General features: G+C 35.7%; 19 protein-coding genes. 12 read left to right on the forward strand and 7 right to left on the reverse strand.

Going from position 1 to position 21,560, the window contains the following annotated elements:
- Positions 1 to 61 precede the first annotated feature (61 nt).
- Together RM520_RS03920 and RM520_RS03925 are read left to right on the forward strand one after the other, a co-directional pair.
- On the forward strand, positions 62 to 1,336 hold the full coding sequence (locus tag RM520_RS03920) for a ribonucleotide-diphosphate reductase subunit beta (RefSeq protein WP_311384400.1): 1,275 nt from the start codon (positions 62 to 64) through the stop codon (positions 1,334 to 1,336).
- 3 nt (positions 1,337 to 1,339) lie between these two features.
- Positions 1,340 to 3,130, forward strand: a complete 1,791-nt coding sequence (locus tag RM520_RS03925; RefSeq protein WP_311384401.1) for a ribonucleoside-diphosphate reductase subunit alpha — start codon at positions 1,340 to 1,342, stop codon at positions 3,128 to 3,130.
- Between the two features lie 65 nt (positions 3,131 to 3,195).
- On the opposite strand, the gene RM520_RS03930 is transcribed toward RM520_RS03925, so the two are convergent.
- From RM520_RS03930 to RM520_RS03945, 4 genes are read right to left on the reverse strand one after another with little or no spacing between them, the layout of a single operon-like run.
- Positions 3,196 to 4,740 carry a sugar porter family MFS transporter gene (locus RM520_RS03930; RefSeq protein WP_311384402.1) on the reverse strand — a complete coding sequence of 515 codons (1,545 nt, stop codon included), beginning with the start codon at positions 4,738 to 4,740 and terminating at the stop codon, positions 3,196 to 3,198.
- A 10-nt stretch (positions 4,741 to 4,750) separates the two neighbouring features.
- Complete coding sequence (locus RM520_RS03935) at positions 4,751 to 6,367, reverse strand: sodium:solute symporter (protein WP_311384403.1); 1,617 nt, start codon at positions 6,365 to 6,367, stop codon at positions 4,751 to 4,753.
- 9 nt (positions 6,368 to 6,376) lie between these two features.
- Complete coding sequence (xylA, locus tag RM520_RS03940; protein WP_311387038.1) at positions 6,377 to 7,702, reverse strand: xylose isomerase; 1,326 nt, start codon at positions 7,700 to 7,702, stop codon at positions 6,377 to 6,379.
- A gap of 9 nt (positions 7,703 to 7,711) precedes the next feature.
- The gene (locus RM520_RS03945; RefSeq protein WP_311384405.1) at positions 7,712 to 9,193 is read right to left on the reverse strand and encodes a xylulokinase; all 1,482 of its coding nucleotides are present in this window, start codon (positions 9,191 to 9,193) and stop codon (positions 7,712 to 7,714) included.
- A 275-nt stretch (positions 9,194 to 9,468) separates the two neighbouring features.
- Between RM520_RS03945 and folE the strand changes: the two genes are divergently transcribed.
- From folE to RM520_RS03985, 8 genes are all read left to right on the forward strand, one after another.
- On the forward strand, positions 9,469 to 10,173 hold the full coding sequence (folE, locus tag RM520_RS03950; RefSeq protein WP_311387039.1) for a GTP cyclohydrolase I FolE: 705 nt from the start codon (positions 9,469 to 9,471) through the stop codon (positions 10,171 to 10,173).
- Between the two features lie 8 nt (positions 10,174 to 10,181).
- Positions 10,182 to 10,715: a glutathione peroxidase gene (locus RM520_RS03955; protein WP_432264895.1), complete on the forward strand. Its 534-nt coding sequence runs from the start codon at positions 10,182 to 10,184 to the stop codon at positions 10,713 to 10,715.
- A 331-nt stretch (positions 10,716 to 11,046) separates the two neighbouring features.
- Positions 11,047 to 11,535, forward strand: coding sequence for a (2Fe-2S)-binding protein (locus tag RM520_RS03960; protein ID WP_311384407.1), 489 nt, complete (start codon positions 11,047 to 11,049; stop codon positions 11,533 to 11,535).
- Between the two features lie 3 nt (positions 11,536 to 11,538).
- Positions 11,539 to 13,689 (forward strand): xanthine dehydrogenase family protein molybdopterin-binding subunit, encoded by a 2,151-nt coding sequence (locus RM520_RS03965; RefSeq protein WP_311387040.1) that lies wholly within the window; start codon positions 11,539 to 11,541, stop codon positions 13,687 to 13,689.
- Positions 13,690 to 13,703: 14 nt separating this feature from the next.
- Entirely contained in the window at positions 13,704 to 14,336 is a 633-nt protein-coding gene (locus tag RM520_RS03970) for a Crp/Fnr family transcriptional regulator (RefSeq protein ID WP_311387041.1), read from the forward strand.
- 54 nt (positions 14,337 to 14,390) lie between these two features.
- On the forward strand, positions 14,391 to 16,109 hold the full coding sequence (locus RM520_RS03975) for a SulP family inorganic anion transporter (protein WP_311387042.1): 1,719 nt from the start codon (positions 14,391 to 14,393) through the stop codon (positions 16,107 to 16,109).
- 62 nt (positions 16,110 to 16,171) lie between these two features.
- Complete coding sequence (locus RM520_RS03980) at positions 16,172 to 17,581, forward strand: MBL fold metallo-hydrolase (protein ID WP_311387043.1); 1,410 nt, start codon at positions 16,172 to 16,174, stop codon at positions 17,579 to 17,581.
- A gap of 8 nt (positions 17,582 to 17,589) precedes the next feature.
- The gene (locus RM520_RS03985) at positions 17,590 to 17,970 is read left to right on the forward strand and encodes a rhodanese-like domain-containing protein (RefSeq protein WP_311387044.1); all 381 of its coding nucleotides are present in this window, start codon (positions 17,590 to 17,592) and stop codon (positions 17,968 to 17,970) included.
- A 14-nt stretch (positions 17,971 to 17,984) separates the two neighbouring features.
- Here RM520_RS03985 and RM520_RS03990 read toward each other — a convergent pair whose 3' ends face one another.
- From RM520_RS03990 to RM520_RS04000, 3 genes are read right to left on the reverse strand one after another with little or no spacing between them, the layout of a single operon-like run.
- Entirely contained in the window at positions 17,985 to 18,854 is an 870-nt protein-coding gene (locus RM520_RS03990) for a sterol desaturase family protein (protein ID WP_311387045.1), read from the reverse strand.
- Between the two features lies 1 nt (position 18,855).
- Complete coding sequence (locus RM520_RS03995; RefSeq protein WP_311387046.1) at positions 18,856 to 19,314, reverse strand: monoheme cytochrome C; 459 nt, start codon at positions 19,312 to 19,314, stop codon at positions 18,856 to 18,858.
- Between the two features lie 3 nt (positions 19,315 to 19,317).
- Positions 19,318 to 20,535, reverse strand: a complete 1,218-nt coding sequence (locus tag RM520_RS04000) for a sulfite oxidase (RefSeq protein WP_311387047.1) — start codon at positions 20,533 to 20,535, stop codon at positions 19,318 to 19,320.
- 195 nt (positions 20,536 to 20,730) lie between these two features.
- On the opposite strand from RM520_RS04000, the gene RM520_RS04005 reads away from it, so the two are divergent.
- Positions 20,731 to 20,937 (forward strand): YgaP family membrane protein, encoded by a 207-nt coding sequence (locus RM520_RS04005; protein ID WP_311387048.1) that lies wholly within the window; start codon positions 20,731 to 20,733, stop codon positions 20,935 to 20,937.
- Positions 20,938 to 21,002: 65 nt separating this feature from the next.
- A complete protein-coding gene (locus tag RM520_RS04010; protein WP_311387049.1) occupies positions 21,003 to 21,560 on the forward strand; it encodes a YeeE/YedE family protein in 558 nt (185 codons plus the stop codon).

The following is a 21,560-nucleotide window of genomic DNA, read 5'->3' on the forward strand; positions in this document are numbered from 1 at the left end:
AGAAATGATGAATTTTATAATCTGGTTTTAAGGAACAATTCCGAACAAATTCAATTTTTTTATGGAGATTATCAAGATTACTAAGAGAGATTTTAGCACCAAAACTTTTGAGCTTTATAAAATCACTAACGCGATTTTAAAGGCAATGACAGCTGTTGAAAATGGTCAAATGGAAGATGCTCAGCGCATTGCAGACCAAGTTTACACATCGCTTTTAGTAAGACAAGGTAATGATGCGGAGTACACTCCAACCGTAGAAGAGGTTCAAGACGTGGTGGAACAAAAACTCATGCAAAGTGAGTTTCAGGATGTTGCTAAAGCTTATATCATTTACCGTAACGAGCAAGCAAGAATTAGAAAATCAAATATTTTTGAAAAACGTATCAATTTAAAACCATACGAATACCCACAACTTTACGAATATGTGCCTGCCATACGTCATTCGTATTGGATTCATACAGAATTTAATTTTACAAGTGATATTCAAGATTTTAAATCTCGATTGAATAGTGTTGAGCAGAATGCTATCAAAAATACAATGTTAGCGATATCCCAGATTGAAGTGGCAGTTAAGTCATTTTGGGGTGACATATACCAAAGAATGCCTAAGCCAGAAATAGGTTCAGTTGGGGCAACTTTTGCAGAAAGTGAAGTTCGTCATCATGACGCGTATTCTCACTTACTTGAAGTATTAGGTTTGAATGAAGAGTTCAAAAACCTCAAGAAGAAACCGGCTATAATGAAGCGAGTGCAATATTTAGAAACTGCACTTAAGAATTCAAGAAGTGATAGTGACAAGGAGTATGCTGAAGCAATTTTATTGTTCTCATTATTTATTGAGCATGTTTCTTTATTTTCTCAGTTCTTGATTATTATGGCCTTCAATAAGCATAAAAATATGCTTAAAGGTATTTCAAATGTTGTGGAGGCAACTTCAAAAGAAGAACAAATCCATGGTGATTTTGGTATTGACATCATAAATATTTTAAAAGAAGAACATCCTGAATGGTTTAATGATGAATATCATGCTATTATCCAAGACATGTGCAAGAAGGCCTTTGAAGCGGAGAGTAGTATAGTCGATTGGATTTTTGAAGATGGAGAGCTAGATTTCTTGCCAAAAACAGTAGTGAATGAATTTTTAAAGAACAGATTCAATAGCTCACTAGAGAGTATCGGAATTAATTCCGTTTTTGAAGTTGACCAGAAGTTGCTTTTAGAAACAGAATGGTTTGATGATGAAATAATTGGGACAAAACATGGAGATTTCTTCGTAAAACGTTCCATCAACTATAGTAAAAGAACACAAAGTATAACCAGCGACGATTTGTTTTAAGATATGCAGAACCAACTAGACAAAAACCTAAAAGAAACCACCACCAACCCAGCTAAAACTTTAGTGAATGCTAGAAAAGAAGCACTATCCAATGTTATAACTGAGAATGCTACTTCTGAAGAATTTGCGTGGTTAAATGATAACAGCAGGAAATTTTTAGCTGCGGGTTATTTAACTAAAGATGCCACTCCGGAAGGCAGAATTCGTGAAATAGCAAATAGAGCAGAACAAATTTTACAAATACCAGGTTACGCAGATAAGTTTTACAACTATATGTCTGAAGGTTTTTTCTCTTTGGCCTCGCCAGTGTGGTCAAATTTTGGTAAAGAAAGAGGTTTGCCAATAAGTTGCTTTGGTTCTCATGTCGATGATGATATGGGTAATATTTTATATACCCAATCGGAAGTTGGAATGATGTCTAAATTAGGTGGTGGAACTTCTGGATATTTTGGAAAAATTCGTCATAGAGGAGCGCCAGTTAAGAATAATGGAGAAGCTTCAGGGGCTGTACATATCATGCAGCTTTTTGAATCTATGGTTGATGTGGTAAGCCAAGGTTCAGTGCGTAGAGGTCGTTTTTCACCATACTTACCTATTAGCCACCCTGATATCATGGAGTTTTTAGAAATAGGTACTGAAGGTAACCCTATTCAACAACTTACTCATGGAGTAACGGTTACCAACGATTGGATGCAAGAAATGATTGACGGTGATGTTGAAAAACGAACTGTTTGGGCTAAAGTATTGCAACGTCGAGGTGAAATGGGTTATCCATATGTTTTCTTTTCTGATAATGCTAATAATGGTGCTGCTGATGTTTATCAAGAGAAGAACCATCAAATATATGCTAGCAATTTATGTACGGAGATTATGCTGCCGTCTAATGACAATTGGTCATTTGTTTGTGTATTATCCAGTATTAATGTTTTGCATTATGACAAATGGAAGAATACCGATGCAGTAGAGACCATGGTACATTTTCTAGATGCTGTAATTACAGAATTTTTAGAAAAATTAGAAGTCTATCGTGACTCTGATAATCGTGAAGATAGACAGACCTTCTTATTTATGGAACGTGCATATAATTTTTCTAAAGCGAACCGTTCTTTAGGCTTAGGTGCCCTAGGATGGCACTCTTTATTGCAGTCTAAGATGATGGCTTTTGATAGTCAAGAAGCATTTAATTTAAACAATGAAATCTTTAAAGAAATTAAAGAACGTTCTTATAAAGCATCCGAACAATTGGCCGAACGTTTTGGAGAGCCTGAAGTACTAAAAGGTTATGGTCGTAGAAATGCTACTTTAAATGCAGTTGCGCCAACAACTTCTTCAGCATTTATTTTAGGTCAGGTTTCTCAAGGTATTGAGCCAATTTGGTCTAATGTTTATGTAAAAGATATTGCCAAGCTTAAAACAACCATCAAGAATCCATTTTTGGCTGATTTGCTAGAAGAAAAAGGCATGGATACTCCAGAAATTTGGAAGAGCATACGTGATCGCGATGGTTCTGTACAGCATCTTGAGTTTTTGACGGAAGAGGAGAAAGCTGTTTTCAAGACCTATTCCGAATTGGATCAATTAGATATTATTTATCAAGCTGCGGCAAGACAACATCATATTGATCAAGGTCAATCAGTGAATATTTTGGTGCACCCTGATACTCCTACTAAAGAAATCAATAAAATTCATGTAACTGCTTGGAAATTAGGACTTAAATCTTTGTACTATCAGCATAGTATGAATGCAGCTCAAAAATTTAAACAGAAAAAAGAATGCGCAAGTTGCGAGGCGTAATTCTTAAAAAACATAGAAGTAGAAAAAGGCATTTCAATCATTTGAAATGCCTTTTTTAATATGTTCTATTGAACAAATTCAGTTTCAAGCTGTTCTAGCGATTTTCCTTTGGTCTCAGGCAATACTTTTAGCAGTATAAAGAAACCTACGACACCAATTAATCCAAAAATTAAAAAAGTCATTGCGTTACCTAAGTTTGATAATTCCCAAGGGAATATTTGTTGAATTAACCAACTACTGATGGAGTTAACAAAGCCAATAACCCCGATAGCCAATCCTCTATACTTCGTCGGGAAAATTTCAGATAGCATCACCCACATAACGGGACCGAGTGAAAAGGCGAAGCAGGCTACGAACCCTAAAATACCAATAAGTACTAATATGGAATTCATTTCAATCGCAGCTTCCAAGATTGCTCCATCATTTTTGGCGTATACCTTAGTGCCTAGAGCTTCTTGCATTTCTCTTTTGAACTGCACATCATTATCATAAGCTTTATTCAGAAAAGGAGTTAGCTTTTCATTTATAGAAGTGTCTAAAATGTTTATCTTTTCTTCGGTTAATTTATAAGTAGCATTACTGAAGCTATAAGTACAACACAAAAGACTAATGGCAATACCTGCAATACCAACCAAAAGCAAAGGTCTGCGACCCACCTTATCGATAATTACCATAGAAATGATGGTGAAAATCACAGCGATTGTACTTAAAAGCACCCCAGAAGCGAAAGCAGCATTAGTACCAATACCTGTTTGTTTAAAGATTGAGGTTGCATAAAAGTAGATGGCGTTGATACCTGTTATTTGTTGGAGTATACCCAAAGTCAACCCTACCAAGAAAATAAACCGTAGTGCGGGCTTTAAAAGTTCTTTTAATTCAACCTTTTCTTTATTTTGATTATTCTCTATACTAGTTGCTATTGCTTTAGCTTCTTCCTCAGCTTTAGAATTACCATGCAGTTTGACTAGAATATTTTTAGCAGCGTCAACTTTGCCTTTTAAAAATAACCATCTTGGGCTATTGGGCACAAAGAACATCAATACAAAGTAGAGCAGTGCAGGTATCAACTCGAGTCCAAGCATCCAGCGCCAAACAGTTTCATCAGATAAAAAACTCTCTCCTGAAGTATTTAATTCGTTCAGGTAATAATTACATAGAAAGGCGGCAAAAAAGCCTAAAACGATATTTAGTTGTTGCATGGAAACCAATTTGCCCCGGTTTTCAGCACTTGAAATTTCAGCGATATAGGTAGGTGCTAAAATTAAGGCGGCACCAAAGGCAATTCCACCTAACATTCTTGCAATCCAAAGCATATCATAGCCCACGGCGTACGCCGATAACAACGCTGAAAGGGCATATAAAAAAGCAACCACAATTAATATTTTTTTTCTTCCAATAAAATCACTCAATCTACCAGAGATAAGCATAGCAATCATAGCGGAGAATGAAGGGGAGCTAACGACCCAACCCGTTTGAACATCATTTAAATCAAATTGCGGGCCAGCATAAGACATCACCCCTGAAATAATACCGGCATCAAATCCAAATAAAAATCCGCCTAAAGAGACGACAAAAGCTATAAACCAAGTTCTTTTTGTTGTAGTATTCATATGTTGTTTTTCATCCAGTAAAATAAATAAGTATCATTACCACTATCAAAACAAGAACAATGGAAAGAATGATATCTAAAAGTGTTAAACTGTCTTTGTTAAATTGTTTGTCTTTAGCTGTTAAAGTACCATAAGATAACCCATTAATTTTGGAATAGTCTGGTGGGTTAGTTGCAAGGCTAACCGAAATACAAATCATAACAGATAGAAGGAACATAAAAATGGCCATATGCGCAAAATTGATTGTAGCAAAAGACAAAAATATACCAGATAATTGTTCTTGATAAATTTCTGCAGTAATACGCAATGCAGCTATTACTAGACCAGAAAATAGGGTGATAATTGCGGCTTGTGAATTAACTCTTTTCCAAAGAATACCAAGTAAGAAAACAGCGGTTATTGGTGGAGCAATATATGATTGCACGCTTTGTAAGTATTGGTAAAGCACTCCGCCTCCTATTTTTTCCATAATTGGAATCCAAATTATACCAAGAACAACTACCATAGCTGTCGCTATTTTACCTACTCTTAAAAGTTTTTTTTCTTCAGTTAACGGTCGAAGTTTTTTATAAATATCAATAGTGAAAATGGTCGAGCAAGAATTAAAAACAGAGGCTAATGAACTCATTAGGGCTGCCATTAGGCCACCAGCAACTAAGCCTTTTAAACCAACTGGTAAAAGTGTTTTAACTAGAACAGGAAATACCTCATCACTTTTTTCATACGTTAAAACCCCTTGTTGCGAAAGCGCAAAAGCAATTATTCCAGGAATTAGAAAAATAAAAATAGGTAACAGCTTTAGGTACGCTCCAAAAATAGCCCCTCGGCGGCCTATTTTTATATTATTGGCAGCCAGTGTTCTTTGCACAATATATTGATCAGTACACCAATACCAAATACCTACTATGGTGCCACCAATGAGCATTCCTGTCCAAGGGAAATCAGGGTCAGTTATAGGTCTCCACATATTAAAATGTTCACTGCCGGCTACTTTTTTTAATTCTTGCCAGCCACCAACTTCCTGTAATCCCAAATAAGTTATTATTATGGAACCTGCAATTAAAATTATAGTTTGGAGGGTTTCAGTATAAATAACCGCTTTCATTCCTCCAATGATGGTATAAGCCCCTGTAAATACTACAATCCCAATAGCACCATACCAAAAGGGGATGCCTAAAAGTTCAGATACCACAATACCACCAGCGTAAATAGTAACAGATACTTTGGTAATTACATAACCTACCAATGAGAAGACAGATAAGAACCATCTAGATCGACTATCAAATCGCTTTTCAAGAAATTCCGGCATGGTAAAGGCATTGCTTCTAAAATAAAAAGGAAGAAATAACCAACCCAACAATAAGACAATCCAAGCATGTAATTCATAGTGTGCCATAGGCATGCCCGATTCTGCTCCTGTTCCTGCAAGGCCTACCACATGTTCTGAACCAATATTTGAGGCAAATATAGAAGCACCTATGACAAACCAGCCAACGTTCCTTCCTGCTAAAAAATAGTCCTCAGTATTTTTATTTTTTTGAAGTACAACCCATATGGCTACCGCTATTAAAGCTGCTAAATATGCACCTAGAACCCACCAATCTAAGCGTTCTAATATTGATTCCATTTGATTAGCCTAGGTATATTGATTAAGAATCATTTCATACAATTCTTGTTTTCCGCTAATTTGTTCTGGCTCGCCATGAGAAGTAGCGTATGCATGTAAATCGCTGAGTACTAGTTTCCCGTCTACAAAATCAGCGCCCTTACCAGTACTAAAGGAGCTATAACGATTATTTAGCAATTGCTCATATTTTGAATTTTTAAGAATATTGTTTGCGGCAATGAGTGCTCTTGCAAACGTATCTGCTCCGCCAATATGCGCAATAAAAATATCCTCTAAGTCAGTACTGTTACGTCTTGTTTTAGCATCAAAGTTGATACCTCCTCCTTGAAGTCCGCCTGACTTTAAAAAGACCAACATGGCCTCTGTAGTTTCCATGACATTATTAGGAAATTGGTCTGTATCCCAGCCATTTTGATAATCACCTCGATTAGCATCTATACTACCTAACATATTAGCGTTTGCAGCGACTTGCAATTCGTGCTGGAAAGTATGTTGAGCTAAGGTTGCATGATTAACCTCAATATTTAATTTAAAATCTTTTTCAAGGCCGTACTCATTTATGGTATTGATTGATGTTGCACAATCAAAATCATATTGATGTTTGGTTGGCTCCATTGGTTTTGGTTCAATAAAAAAAGTTCCTTTAAACCCTTGACTTCTCGCATAGTCTTTTGCCATGTTTAAAAACCGACCAATATTATCTTGTTCTAATTTCATATCGGTGTTAAGTAAAGACATGTAGCCTTCTCTACCTCCCCAGAAAACATAATTTTCGCCTCCTAATGCCATCGTGGCGTCCAAGGCAATTTTAACCTGTGCTCCAGCTCTTGCCAAAACATCAAAGTTTGGATTAGAGGCAGCTCCGTTCATATATCTCGGATTTGAAAAACAGTTTGATGTACCCCACAATAGTTTAACCCCAGAAGCTTTTTGTTTTTCTTTTAAATAGTCAACAGTTTTAAATATGCGATTTTCAGATTCGGCAAGGGAATCCGCTTCATCAACCAAGTCAAAATCATGAAAACAATAGTAATCAAACCCCATTTTTGTGATAAATTCAAAAGCAGCATCAGCTTTGTCCTTAGCTGCTTGTAAAGGGTCATTTGAAGTAGCCCAAGGAAACGACTTTGTTCCCGGGCCAAAAGGGTCGCCTCCAGTACCGCATAAGGTGTGCCAATAAGCCATGGCAAACTTAAAATGTTCACGCATGGTTTTACCAGCTATAATTTGTTCAGGATTGTAAAATTTAAATGCCATAGGATTATCGGAATCTTTACCTTCATATTTAATTCTCCCAATTCCCTTAAAGTATTCTTTTTCTCCAAGTAGTGCCATTGCTAAATATTATTTATTTAAAATTAGTTCTAGTTCTTTTTTCCAATTTTGGTAAGCCTTCTTGAACGGTTTCATATCTTGAAAAGGCATATAAGTCATGACATGGTCATTCTTCATGAAAGACGAGAATTTTTCATAACCGTCTAATGAAATCGTACATGCTCTTGCCGCACCGATTGCGCCTGTGGTATTGTAAATTTCAATCTCTTGTTGAATTAACGTTGCAATAGAATTTGCAAAAATTTTAGACCTAAATAGATTGTCATTCCCTGCTCTAATTACTTTAGCTTCAATGCCATCTGATTTCATTATTTCTATACCATAAACAAAAGAGAATGCAATCCCTTCTAAAGCCGCTCTACAAATATGTGATTTGGAATGTCGATTTAAGTTGAGGTTCAGAATTCTAGTACCGATATCTTGATTCAATAGCATACGCTCAGATCCGTTACCGAAAGGAATAACGCAAACACCATCAGATCCTATTTCTACTTCATTGGCTAATTTATTCATCTCTTCATATGAAGAGACTGAAAGATTATTGAGCAACCATCGGTATTGAATTCCTGCGCCATTAATACAAAGTAATTTGCCTATGTTTTTGAGTCTATTTTTTTTGTAATTAACATGGGCGAAATTATTTACTCGCGAACTTTCTTTAACTGAAAGATTGTTGGTTATGGCATAAACTACGCCTGAAGTTCCACCAGTAGCTGCTACTTCACCAGGTTGAAAAACATTCAACGACAAAGCATTATTAGGTTGGTCACCGGCTCTATACAATATTGGCGTCCCTTCTTTTAGACCACTAGCCAAAGCCCCTTTTTTGGATATTTCACTTTGTTTAGAGAATGTATCAACGAGATTAGGGAAAAGTTCTTTAGAAAATTGGAAGTAGTCAAGTAGCTGTTCTGAAACGGAATCTTGTTTAAAGTTCCAAAAAATTCCTTCTGATAAACCAGTAATAGTGCTATTTATAGTATCTGATAATTTAAAAGCGATATAGTCACCAGGTAACATGAACTTATAAATCTTTTCATAGTTTTCTGGTTCATGGATCTGCACCCACTTAAGTTTCGAGGCTGTAAAATTTCCAGGTGAATTAAGAAATTCATTGTCACAAATAGCAGTCCCTATTTCAGAATAAGCCTTATTGCCAATTGTAACTGCTCGGCTATCACACCAAATAATTGAATTGCGAATTGGGTTACCTAAATCATCTATTAAAACTAAACCATGCATTTGATAGGCAATACCAATACCTTTGATTTCATCTTTAGTAACCTTAAATTTCTTTTTAATTTGATGAACTCCATTACAGACATACTTCCACCAGTCCTCAGGATCTTGTTCTGCCCAGCCTTTTTTAGGAGCATGAATATCCATTTCTTTTTCAGGTTCTTGGATAACTCCTAAACATTTACCAGTTTCAATTTCAACTAGGGCAAGCTTTATTGATGAACTTCCTAAATCAATACCTAAATAATACATCGGTTGGTTTTAAAAAACATTCTTTCAAACGCCCTTTAAATTTAAGGTTATTATTATTTTAAAAAAATCATTAATATTTAATCCAACTTTTGTAGTTGGAGAAATTCCTTTTTCCTGAAAAAATTACAGATACAAGAAGTCCCTTTTTTATACATCATCAAGAAACAAAAAGTATTTAATTCTTTTTTGTTTAAACTTTAACAAAAAAGAATAAACAAAATATTTACATTTGATTACTTTAATTTAAAATCATCAAGAGGTAACAAAGCATAAAAATGGAAATAAACAATACACTGGTTAATGGAGTTTTAAAGTCAAATGATATTATTCAAGCATTGACCATAGATGAAATAGGTGATGATCATTTATATACGGGCATTGAAACACCTTTAAAAGAAGATGCCTTCAAACTTTCTAATGAGGAAAAGAAAGAACAAATAGCCAATCTCTTTGCTCAAATTATGGACGTAATGGGCTTAGACCTAACAGATGATTCTTTAAAAGGAACTCCAAAACGGGTCGCTAAAATGTATATCGATGAAATTTATTCAGGACTTAATCCTGTCAATAAACCCAAAGTGGCTCTTTTTGACAATAAATATCAATACAATCAAATGTTGGTTGAAAAGGACATCACTTTTTATTCTAATTGTGAACATCATTTTGTCCCAATCATAGGTAAAGCTCATGTCGCTTATATTTCTTCTGGTAAAGTAATTGGGTTATCCAAATTAAATCGAATGGTGCAATACTTTGCCAAAAGGCCCCAAGTCCAAGAACGACTCACAAACCAAATAGGGGTTGAATTACAAAAAGTGCTAGGCACAGAAAACGTTGCCGTGATTATCGATGCTAAACACCTTTGTGTATCTTCAAGAGGAATTAAAGATAATACCTCGGCTACTGTCACTTCTTTTTATGGAGGTGACTTCAATAATCAGGCGAAGATTCAAGAATTGTATAATTATATCAATAACTAGAATTTATTTTGAAACTTTTAGATAAGCTAAGTAATAAGGCCTTTAACAAATCCGAAGAATCAGTCGATAAATTTAAAATTTATGATGTTGATATTCTTAAATTAGATAGGACTCCTTTAGAATTAAAGAACTTAAAAGGAAAATACCTTCTTTTTGTTAATGTGGCCAGTAAATGTGGATTCACTGGTCAATACAAAGAATTAGAAAAACTATTTCGGAACAACAAGGATAACCTTATGGTAATTGGTCTACCCTGTAACCAATTTGGTGCACAAGAACCTGGAAACGAAGAGCAGATAAGTGATTTTTGCCAAAAAAACTATGGTGTTAGCTTTATAATGACCGAAAAAATTGATGTTAAAGGAATGAAAAAACATCCTTTATATCAATGGCTAACGGATAAAAAGTTGAATGGTAAAAAGAGTAGTTCTGTTAAATGGAATTTTCAAAAATATCTTGTTTCTCCCGACGGAAGCTTAATAGATTATTACTATTCAACTACGTCTCCTCTTAGCACCAAACTAACTAAACATTTTAGATAGTACTGCGTCTTATTTGGTATAGGCCTATTATAGTTTTAAACGCACCTCCCGCTCCAATTAACTTTTTAACCTAACTGAATATTTAGTTTTCAATTTTGAGGTTTGCGAACTATTTTAAGTTAGTGTTTCAAGATTGAGATAATTTTATTGATTTGAATATTCTAGACTTGTACTATGTGAATAACCCTACGGAAAACCAAGTATACATTTTGCTAGAAGTCTTTTTAGATGAGGAATTTATAAAATCAGCACTATAAATTTTTTAAAGGTTTCTCACGAAACTCATATTTAATTAAAGTTTAAATATCTTGTAGACAATAAACATAATCTTATGAAACTCTCCTTTGTTCTAAACAATAATCCTACCACAGTAGAATTGGAAGATGAAATGACTCCTTTATTATGGGTTGTTCGGGATATCTTGAATTTGAAAGGCACAAAATTTGGATGTGGAAAAGCGGCATGTGGTGCTTGTACTTTACATCTTGGTGGAGAAGCAGTTCGTTCTTGTTCATATCCTGCAAAATTTGTGGAAGGAAAGAATGTCACTACTATTGAAGGTTTAGGTACAAAAGAAAATCCACACCCGGTACAACAAGCTTGGGTTGATGAAATTGTACCACAATGCGGGTATTGTCAATCGGGCTTTATGATGGCGACCGCAGCATTATTGAATAAAAACCCCACTCCATCTGACAAAGAAATCGACCAAAGTATTACCAATATCTGTCGCTGTGCAACCTATTATCGAATGAGAAAGGCAATTCATAAGGCTTCGGCATTAATGCCTAAAGAAGAATCAACAACGGAAAATTTGTAAGTCATGGCGAAGAAAAAAATATCAAGACGAAAGTTTTTAGTACGTGGCGGATTAGGTACAGTCGGTGTTGTTGCCGTTGGTACTTACTTGTTTAGAAACCCGATAAGAAGAAAAATATTAGAACAGGTTGATGGTGGTGAATCGCCCTATTTAGGAGCTGGAATGGAACCAATGTTATGGTTTGAGATTACATCAAATAATAAGGTCATACTTCATTCTCCTAAGGTGGAAATGGGCCAGGGCACTTTCACTGGTTTGGCTCAAATGGCTGCCGATGAACTTGAAATTCATATGGAACAGATTTCTGTTATTCATGCAGCTTCGCTCACTGGTAATATGGACAATTTTGCAACTGGCGGTAGTAATTCTATTTCTGGTCTTTGGCTGCCATTAAGGGAGCTAGCGGCCACCATGCGAGAAATGCTCAAACTGCAAGCTTCAAAAAAATTGGGTTGGGTAAATGAGGATATGAAGGTTGAAGGAGGCGTTATTTCAGTTGGTGATAAAAAAATGACTTTTGCTGAAATTGCCAATGGAGTAATGGATTGGGAAATACCGGAAACGCCTAATTTAAAGGAATTTAAAGATTATCGGTTTATAGGTAAACCCTTACCACGTGTAGATTTAGAAGCCAAAGTTTTTGGTGATCCAATTTTTGGAATGGATGCTGAAATGCCAGATATGCTATATGGCGCTGTTGTGCGACCTGATAAAATTGGGGCTGTTTTTAAAAGTGCAGATATATCAAAGGCGGAAAGTATGCCCGGTGTTATCAAAATTATTCAAGAAGATGATTTTGTTGGTGTTGTGGCAACTTCTTTTACTGCAGCTGAAAAGGCTAAAGAAGCTATTGAGGTCAATTGGGAAGTTGGCCAATCATGGCAGACCAATGATATTCGCGAAATGACCAAAGTGGGTAAGGGCGATGCTTTTGTATTGCAAAAAGAAGGAAGTGAACTCGGTGAAGAAGATGGTATTATTTCTAGAGAGTATACCAGTCCGATCGGGGCTCATGCACAACTAGAACCCAATGGTGTTTTAGCTTTTGTAGAAGATAGTAAGGCTACTTTAAAAATTTCTACTCAAGTAGTTGCTTTAACAAGAAAAGAAGTTGCCAAACGCTTAGATATTAATGAAGATGATGTTAATGTTATTCCAACATTTTTGGGTGGCGGCTTTGGTCGTAGATTGCATACACCACATGCTGTTCAAGCAGCAGTGATGTCCAAAGCTGTGGGCAAACCAGTAAAATATTTCTTTTCAAGAAAAGAAGAATTTCAGCATGATTTGTTTAGACCACCTACCCATCATCAACTAAAGGCAAAACTTGATAACTCTGGCAATATTGAATATCTACAACATGACTTTTCAAGTGGTGATGTGGCAATAGATTCTGCAATGCTTCCTGGTTTTATTAGTACGGTTGTTGGTACGGATGTAGGTGCTATTCGAGGTGGTTTTTGTCACTACGGAAGTATTCCAAACCTTAGAACAGTTTCGTGGCATGTTGATTTGCCCTTTGCAACTAGTTGGTGGCGGAGTTTAGGTTTGCTTGCAAACACTTTTGCATGGGAAAGCTTTATGGATGAATTAGCCATTAAAGCAGGTAAGAACCCTATTGATTTTCGTTTGGCTCATATTCAAGATGACGATAAAGGAAAACGGTTAAAAGCCGTTATCATCGCAGCAGCTAAAAAAGCAAATTATCAAGATAAAGTATTTAACGGTAGAGCAATGGGTTTTGCTGCTTCCACTGATGCCGGTACGCCCTGTGCTCAAGTGGCAGAAGTATCTATTGAAAATGATGAGATTAAAGTTCATAAGGTCACTTGTGCTATGGACCCTGGTATTGCCGTTAATCCCGATCAAGTTCGTGCCCAATGCGAAGGAGCAATTATTATGGGAATGAGCGCTTCATTGTTTGAGAAAATGGAGGTGATTAATGGCGAATTGACACCAACTATTTATGGTCCTTACCAGATGGCTCAATTGAAACATGCGCCAAAAGAAATTGATGTTGTATTATTACAGGGTATTGAAAGGCCAGGTGCAGTTGGTGAACCACCTTTAGGCCCTATTGGGGCGGCCATTGCCAATGCTGTTTTTCGTTTGACTAATAAAAGATGCGCTAATTTACCTTTGAGTTTAACCTAAATCTTTGTAATGAAATGATGGATAAACTAATTGAAAATTTTTCAACTGTTTTTGAAAGAATACTTATTGATGAAATTGCTGAGGTTGGTACTTTAATGACCATAAAAGAAGGAGAGAAAATAATTGAAATTGGTCAATATATTAAGGGGATGCCACTTTTACTATCTGGGGCAATCAAAATTTTACGAGAAGATGAAGATGGGGATGAGTTACTTTTGTATTATTTAGAAAGAGGTGATACCTGCAGTATGACTATGGCGTGTTGCTTGGGTGCCACTCAAAGTGAAATAAGAGCCATTGCAGAAACCGATGTAGAATTAATTATGATTCCAATTCGTAAAATGGAAGAATGGACCGCTAAATACAAAACATGGCGAAATTTTATTTTTGATAGTTACCATAATAGATTGAACGAATTGTTAGCAACAGTCGATAGTATCGCCTTCAAGAATATGGACGAACGCCTGATTGCTTTTCTAAAAGAAAAATCGAGAATAGCTAACACCAATTATATAGTGAACACACATCAAGAAATTGCGTATGATCTACATAGTTCAAGAGTAGTGATTTCGAGATTATTAAAAAAATTGGAACATTTAGGTAAAATAAAATTACATCGCAATCAAATTGAATTGCTTGATTTGTAGCTCTTGTAACAATGGATACAAAGCATCCCATAAATCAATAGTACCTTTGCTATAATGTTGAAACGGTATTTTCCAATTTTTGAGTGGTTACCCAAATACAAGAAAAAGTATTTGGCGGGTGATTTTTCGGCTGGAATTACAGTTGGAATTATGTTGATTCCTCAAGGTATGGCATATGCTTTAATTGCAGGTCTACCTCCTATTTACGGTTTATATGCTGCACTAATACCAAATCTAATTTATGTATTTACAGGTTCAAGCAGAAAATTGGCGGTTGGTCCTGTCGCCTTAGACTCATTAATTGTCGCTTCAAGTTTAGCCGCGATGAAATTGGCTAATGTTGACGAATATATTAGCATGGCCATCTTCTTGGCCCTTTTTGTTGGAGTTATTCAATTGGTCATGGGGTTTATGCGCCTAGGCTTTCTTTCTAATTTTTTATCTAGGCCAGTAGTCAGTGGATTTACAGTGGCTGCTGCTTTCGTAATAGGTATTAGCCAGTTGAAACACTTTTTTGGTTTAGAAATTAGTACAAATAAGACACTACCAACACTACAAGCTATCTTCAATAAATTAGGGCAAACAAATTTTTATGACTTAACTATAGGTATTGCCGCTATTTTAGTCATTATTGTGCTGAAGCGGGTACATAAAAAACTACCGGCTGCAATGGTTGTAGTCATACTTGGTATTATAGGTATTTATTTTTTTATGGTGAATGATACCGATGTTCATATTATAGGTCAAATACCAAAAGGACTACCAGGATTTTTACTTCCTGAATTTAATACAGAGTTATTGATAAAAGCATTTCCAACTGCAATGGCTTTAGCATTTATTGCTTTTGCAGAGGCCATGACAATAGCAAAAGCTGTTGAGGATAAAAGTCAAGAGTATCACACAAACCCTAATCAAGAATTACGGGCGCTTGGTGCATCTAATATCATAGGCTCTTTGTTTCAATCTTTTCCTTCTAATGCTGGTTTATCAAGAACTGCAGTTAATGTAGATGAGGGTGCAAAAACGGGTATAGCTTCACTAATTAGTGTAGTTGTGGTTGGTGTAACATTGCTTTATTTAACACCTTTCTTTTATTATCTACCTAAATCGGTCCTTGGTGCAATCATATTGGTAGCGGTTTATGGTCTTATTGATTTAAAGTATCCCAAACAACTATGGAACCAACGCAGAGATGAATTCTATTTATTCTTGGTTACCTTTTTAACTACGCTACTTATTGGTATTTCTCAAGGGATAATTTTCGGAGTGTTATTTTCCTTACTACTATTAGTCTATCGAATTTCAAGGCCGCATATAGCCGTATTAGGAAAAATAAAGGGAATGGAATATTTCAAAAACCTGAAGCGATTTCCAGAAGATGTTGAAATTCATGATGAGATTTTAATGATTCGTTTTGATGCGCAACTATTTTTTGCCAATGTTCATTATTTTAAAAGTCAATTAATGAAAGAAATCGGGTTAAAAAATGATCGCTTGAAATATGTGATTTTGAATGCAGAGCCCGTAAATTATATAGATAATACTGCATTAAATCAATTAGAGAAAGTAGTAGAAAGTTTGAAAGAAACAGGTATTGTATTCAAATTGGCAGGTGCTATTGGGCCTATCCGCGACATTTTACAGAGCAGCGGTTTTGTGAACGTCATAGGTAAAGATAATATGTATGTGCGCACTGCTGAAGCCTATGCTGACTGTTTAGAAAAAATGGAGCGAACAGCTTTACAAGAAAAAGTGTCTTTACAACATAGATAGTGTAACTAAAGTTGCAAGAAATTAAATCAACAATCAATAAATTTGATTTAAAATTAATGGAGATGAATATTGAACAAATATATACCGGATGCTTAGCACAAGGTGCTTACTATATAGAGAGTGAAGGTGAAGTGGCTATTATTGATCCTTTAAGAGAAGTAAAACCATATTTAGAACGAGCCGAAAGAGATAATGCCAAAATCAAGTATATTTTTGAAACCCATTTTCATGCTGATTTTGTTAGTGGTCATGTAACACTTGCCAAAGAAACTGGGGCAACCATAGTATACGGACCTAATGCAAATCCTTCTTATAAAGTTTTAGTAGCTGAAGACGAACAAGAATTTCAATTGGGTAAATTGTCTTTTAAAGTACTCCATACTCCTGGTCATACCATGGAAAGCACTACGTATTTATTGAAAGATGAATATGGTAAAGACCATGCTATTTTTAGTGGCGACACCTTGTTTTTAGGAGACGTTGGGCGACCAGATTTAGCTCAAAAAGCCGCAACGATGACTCAAGAAGATTTAGCCGGTTTGCTTTATGATAGTTTACGGACTAAAATAATGCCCCTGGCTGACGATGTTATTGTTTATCCTGCGCACGGTGCCGGTTCGGCATGCGGTAAGAATATGATGAAGGAAACCGTTGATACCCTTGGTAATCAAAAACAAATGAATTATGCCTTACGTGCAAATATGACGAAAGCTGAATTTGTTGAAGAGGTTACTGACGGACTTTTACCACCACCACAATATTTTCCGCTTAATGTAAAAATGAACAAAGAAGGATATGATGATATTCATGATGTGATTGAACGTGGTGATACCGCACTTTCGCCCAATGCTTTTGAAGCTGCGGCTAATGAAACAGGAGCAGTAATTTTAGATGTACGTCATCAAGATGATTTTGCTAAAGCACATATTCCTAGGTCAATTTTTATAGGATTAAAAGGAAGTTTTGCGCCTTGGGTTGGAGCATTGATTGCCGACGTAAAACAACCAATTTTATTAGTAGCTGAAAAGGGTAAAGAAGAAGAAGCTATTACCCGTTTAAGTCGTGTTGGTTTTGATGGAACAATTGGCTTTCTTGAGGGTGGAGTTGAAGCTTGGTCGGCTACTGGTAAAGAAACAGATACCGTCAAGAGTATTTCAGCTGAGGTTTTTAAAGATACTTTAAAAAAGGAAATTCCTGTTTTTGATGTTAGAAAAGATTCAGAGTTTAGTGCTGAGCATATTGAAAATGCGAACTTGACACCTCTTGATTTTTTAAACAATCATTTAGCAGAATTCCCTGAAAAAGAAACTTTTTATATTCATTGTGCAGGAGGGTATCGAAGTATGATAGCAGCTTCAATTTTAAAGAGTCGTGGAATTCATAATTTAGTTGATATTGCAGGTGGATTTGCAGCTATAAAAAAAGCAGGAATTCCTGTTACAGATTTTGTTTGTCCAACCACTTTAAAATAAACTTCTAAATGAAATCCTTTATTAAATTTTCATTCTTTTTTATTGTTTTCAGTTTTACATTAAGTTGCCAAACAAATTCGGAGGCCGCTGTTACCAAAGTGAACAAATCAGATATGAAAACCGATGTTATCGGAAAAAATGTGCAGTTGGTTGATGTTAGAACTAGCGAAGAATACGAAGCTGGGCATATAGATGGTGCACTCAATTTTAATATTATCGATAGTAAGACTTTCGTACAGCAAATTGAAAATTTAAGTAAAGATGAACCTGTTTATTTGTACTGTAAGATGGGTGGTAGAAGCAGCAGAGCTGCGGACTTACTAAAAGAAAAAGGCTTTACTACAATCTTTGATTATTCTGGGGGCTACAATGATTGGGTAAGCGAATAATTAGTTATAAAGCTTTACTTCTTGGTGAATCCATGTAGCAATTGTCCCCAAAAACCTTGGGGCATATTTTCATCCCCATGATATCCCAGAATTATTTTTCCACTGTCTTCTGGTATATGATTTGTTCTAAAAATATAATCCCAAACACTCAGGCTTATTCCAAAATTCACTCCAAATTTACCTTTTGGCAGTACAAATGAGTGATGGTATAAATGCATTACGGGGTTATTAAAAATATACTTTAAGGGTCCATAGGTCAACTTAATGTTAGCATGATTTAAATGCCCAATAGCTATAGCAATAAAGTGAACGATGTAGGCTTGTTCTGGTTCAAACCCGCCTAGTATCATTACGCCAAAAGTCTTTAGGGGTTTGTAGAGTATATTTTCCATCCAATGATAGCGCAGGTGAGCAGCAAAACCCATTTCTTTTACACTATGGTGCACTTGATGAAAATGCCACAAAAAAGAAAATTTATGCAAAGCCATATGAGTTAGCCACTGCACAAAATCTAGCAACACAAAGAAAACTACTAGTTGAGACCACAATGGCCAATCTTGAATATTAAAAAAGGCGATACTCTGTATCGTTATACCTAATTGACCAAAACTCACTTCAAGCATATTATAGATACCTTGTATAATGATAGCGAAAACAAAGAAGTTGAAGAACATATAAAAAGCGTCTAACCAAAAATCTTTACGAAAGACAGACTGGTCTTTTCTCCAAGGGAACAGAATCTCTAAAAGCCAAACCATAAGTGAAATGGCAATGAGTCCCCAAAAATAATTGTTATACCAATTCACTTCAAAGCATATTGATTTCCAAGTATAATTTAATGTACCGTTAAACCCTTTTAAAAATGCATCTAGATAAATTTCCATATCACTTTAATTCATACCATTCAGCAACTTCTATATGGGCTCTTCGGCCCTGATTTTTTGGAGCGTAATTTTTGGCTAAATAGCTTACTATCTTAGCTTCATTTTGTCCTAAATCCCATAAATTTTGCGTCTCTTGCATCCATTTAATAGTTGCTTTCCAACCTTCCTTACTCATACGGTTTTGCGTAACGAGTTTCGCCGAATGACAGCTCGTGCAATTTTGAATAACTACTTGTAAATGTTCATCATCAACAAAGCCCGTTGCAACATGAATACCATCCGTAATTAGGTCGTTATTTTCTTCAGAAATTTCAACTAAACCTTCATTTGCTTGATTTCTTAATGCTTCAGGGTTTTGCTTTAAATAAAGCAATCCACCAAAAAGGATTGCAATCAAAGCTATGAATACTCCCAAAAGAACACTCAATGATTTTATTGATCTGTCAAAGTTTTTGTTCATAAATTAAACTACTTTAACTGCAATTCGGTGGCAAGCATTGTTCAAATATCCTTTTGGATTCCAACCTGGCAGAACCATTGGCTGACTATTGTCATTTGTATCAGTGGCTTTTGCCCAAACTTCATAGTATCCTTTCTTTGGAAATGAAATTGAGGCATCAAAATGTTGCCATGCTAATCTATTGCTTGGTTGGTCAAGGATACATAACTGCCAAGTACTGCCAAAGTCTATGGAATATTCTATTTGCTTAACTTTAAGTTCACCAGCCCAAGCATGTCCGTTTATTTTAAGTGTTTTGGAGTTCAATAAAGCCCCAGTTTTAGGGTAGGTTATCAATGATTTAACTGGCATTGACTCAATGATGCACATTGCATCGTCTTCAACTTTGCTTCCAGGGGCCACAGTTTCGCAAGGTACTCGGTACGAACTACCTCCCATTTTTGCCCCATCATGAATTTTATTACGAATACTAATCTTTTTTAACCATTTTCCTGATGCCGATGCTGGCCAGCCACCGCATACCAATCGTAAAGGAAAACCATGTGCTATAGGTATTGGTTTACCATTCATTTCAAAAGCCAATAAAGTCTCATCTTGAAGCGCTTTTGAAAGTGGCACACCTCTTGAAATAGGTTCTTTATTGGGGTCACCACTTAAATGAGTGTCAGCAGCATGATAGCCAATATAAACCGCATCAGAATTTATACCTGTATCTTCTAAAACGTCTCGTAAGCGGACACCTGTCCAATTCGCGCAAGAAACCGCACCAATTGTCCATTGATTTCCTTTTGCAGGCGGATTAAATTCGCTTCTGCCATTACCACCACATTCTAAGGTTAATTGATAGGTATAAGTTTTAAATTTTGATTTTAACTCATCAAGTGAGTAACTTTTCGCAGTTAGTGCTGCTTCACCGTCTATGGTCAGTTGCCAATTGGCCTCATTAATATTCTCAGGTATTTTACCATTGTTTCTAATAAACATGAACTTGTTGGGGGTAACCTTATCATTCAAAAGATGGGCTTTCGCTTCCATATTCCAGGGCTTATCGTTGAGTAATACCATTTCACTATCCTTTTGAAACAGTTTAAAAGGGTCTGGGTCTTGCAAACCTAAAGGAAGATAATGTTGAGGCATTTGATGACCAAAAACAATATCTGCTCCTAAAATTCCAGAAATTGTGGCCAAAGTTAGTTTAGAAGCAAATTTTCTTCGATTCATAAATTTTAGATGAAACTTAAAATTAAGATAAAAATTACTATAGCTATGTAACTAAGGTTACAACAATTTTCTTTGAAGAACTTTAGATTTGAATATGAAATTAAAAAAGTGGCATAAACTTGTTTTGGTGTGTATTTTATGTGCGGGCCTAGTAACAGTAGTTGTACTATTAATTGATGTTTTAAAAAATTAATTATGAAAAAAAATATGGGCGGTGTAGACCGTATTGTTCGTTTTATTGTGGCATTTGTGGTTATTACGTTGTTTTATTTTAACGTTATTGAGGGAACTTTAGCATATGTTTTACTTGCCTTGTCAGGTATTTTTGTTTTGACAAGTCTAGTCAGTTTTTGTCCTTTGTACACTATTTTCGGATTGAATACCTGCAAGGTTAAAAACTAAAAAACAAATAACATAATTCACATGAAGCGACTTACATTTGGCTTTATTTTGTAAAAATTTTAAGTATGGATAGTATTTTACAACCTTGGCCATGGTATGTTTCTGGGCCACTGATTGCTCTAACAATGGCGATACTAATTTTATTAGGCAAACGTTTTGGTATGTCTTCCAATTTAAGAACGTTATGCACAATTGCGGGTGGCGCGAAAGCAGCTGATTTTTTTAAGTTTGATTGGAAAGCCCAACGCTGGAACCTCATTGTAATGATTGGGGTTTTAATAGGGGGGTACATTGCCGCTAATTTTCTCACGATTGATGACACTGTTGCCATTAGTTCCAATACGGTAAACAAACTAAATGCACTTGGTTTCCATAGTGCCGGTAATGCCTATATGCCAACAGAGTTTTTTGCAAATGAAGCTTTTTCAAACCCAAAGACATTATTCGTTTTAATCTTGGGTGGTTTTTTAGTTGGTTTTGGTGCACGCTACGCTGGTGGTTGCACTTCTGGCCATGCTATTTCTGGTCTGAGTAATTTGCAGTTACCATCTTTGATTGCAGTTATTGGGTTTTTTGTAGGCGGCCTTGCCATGGTTCATTTTATCTTTCCTTTAATTTTCTAG

The sequence above is a fragment of the Croceitalea vernalis genome, assembly GCF_031846405.1.
GTDB lineage: Bacteria > Bacteroidota > Bacteroidia > Flavobacteriales > Flavobacteriaceae > Croceitalea > Croceitalea vernalis.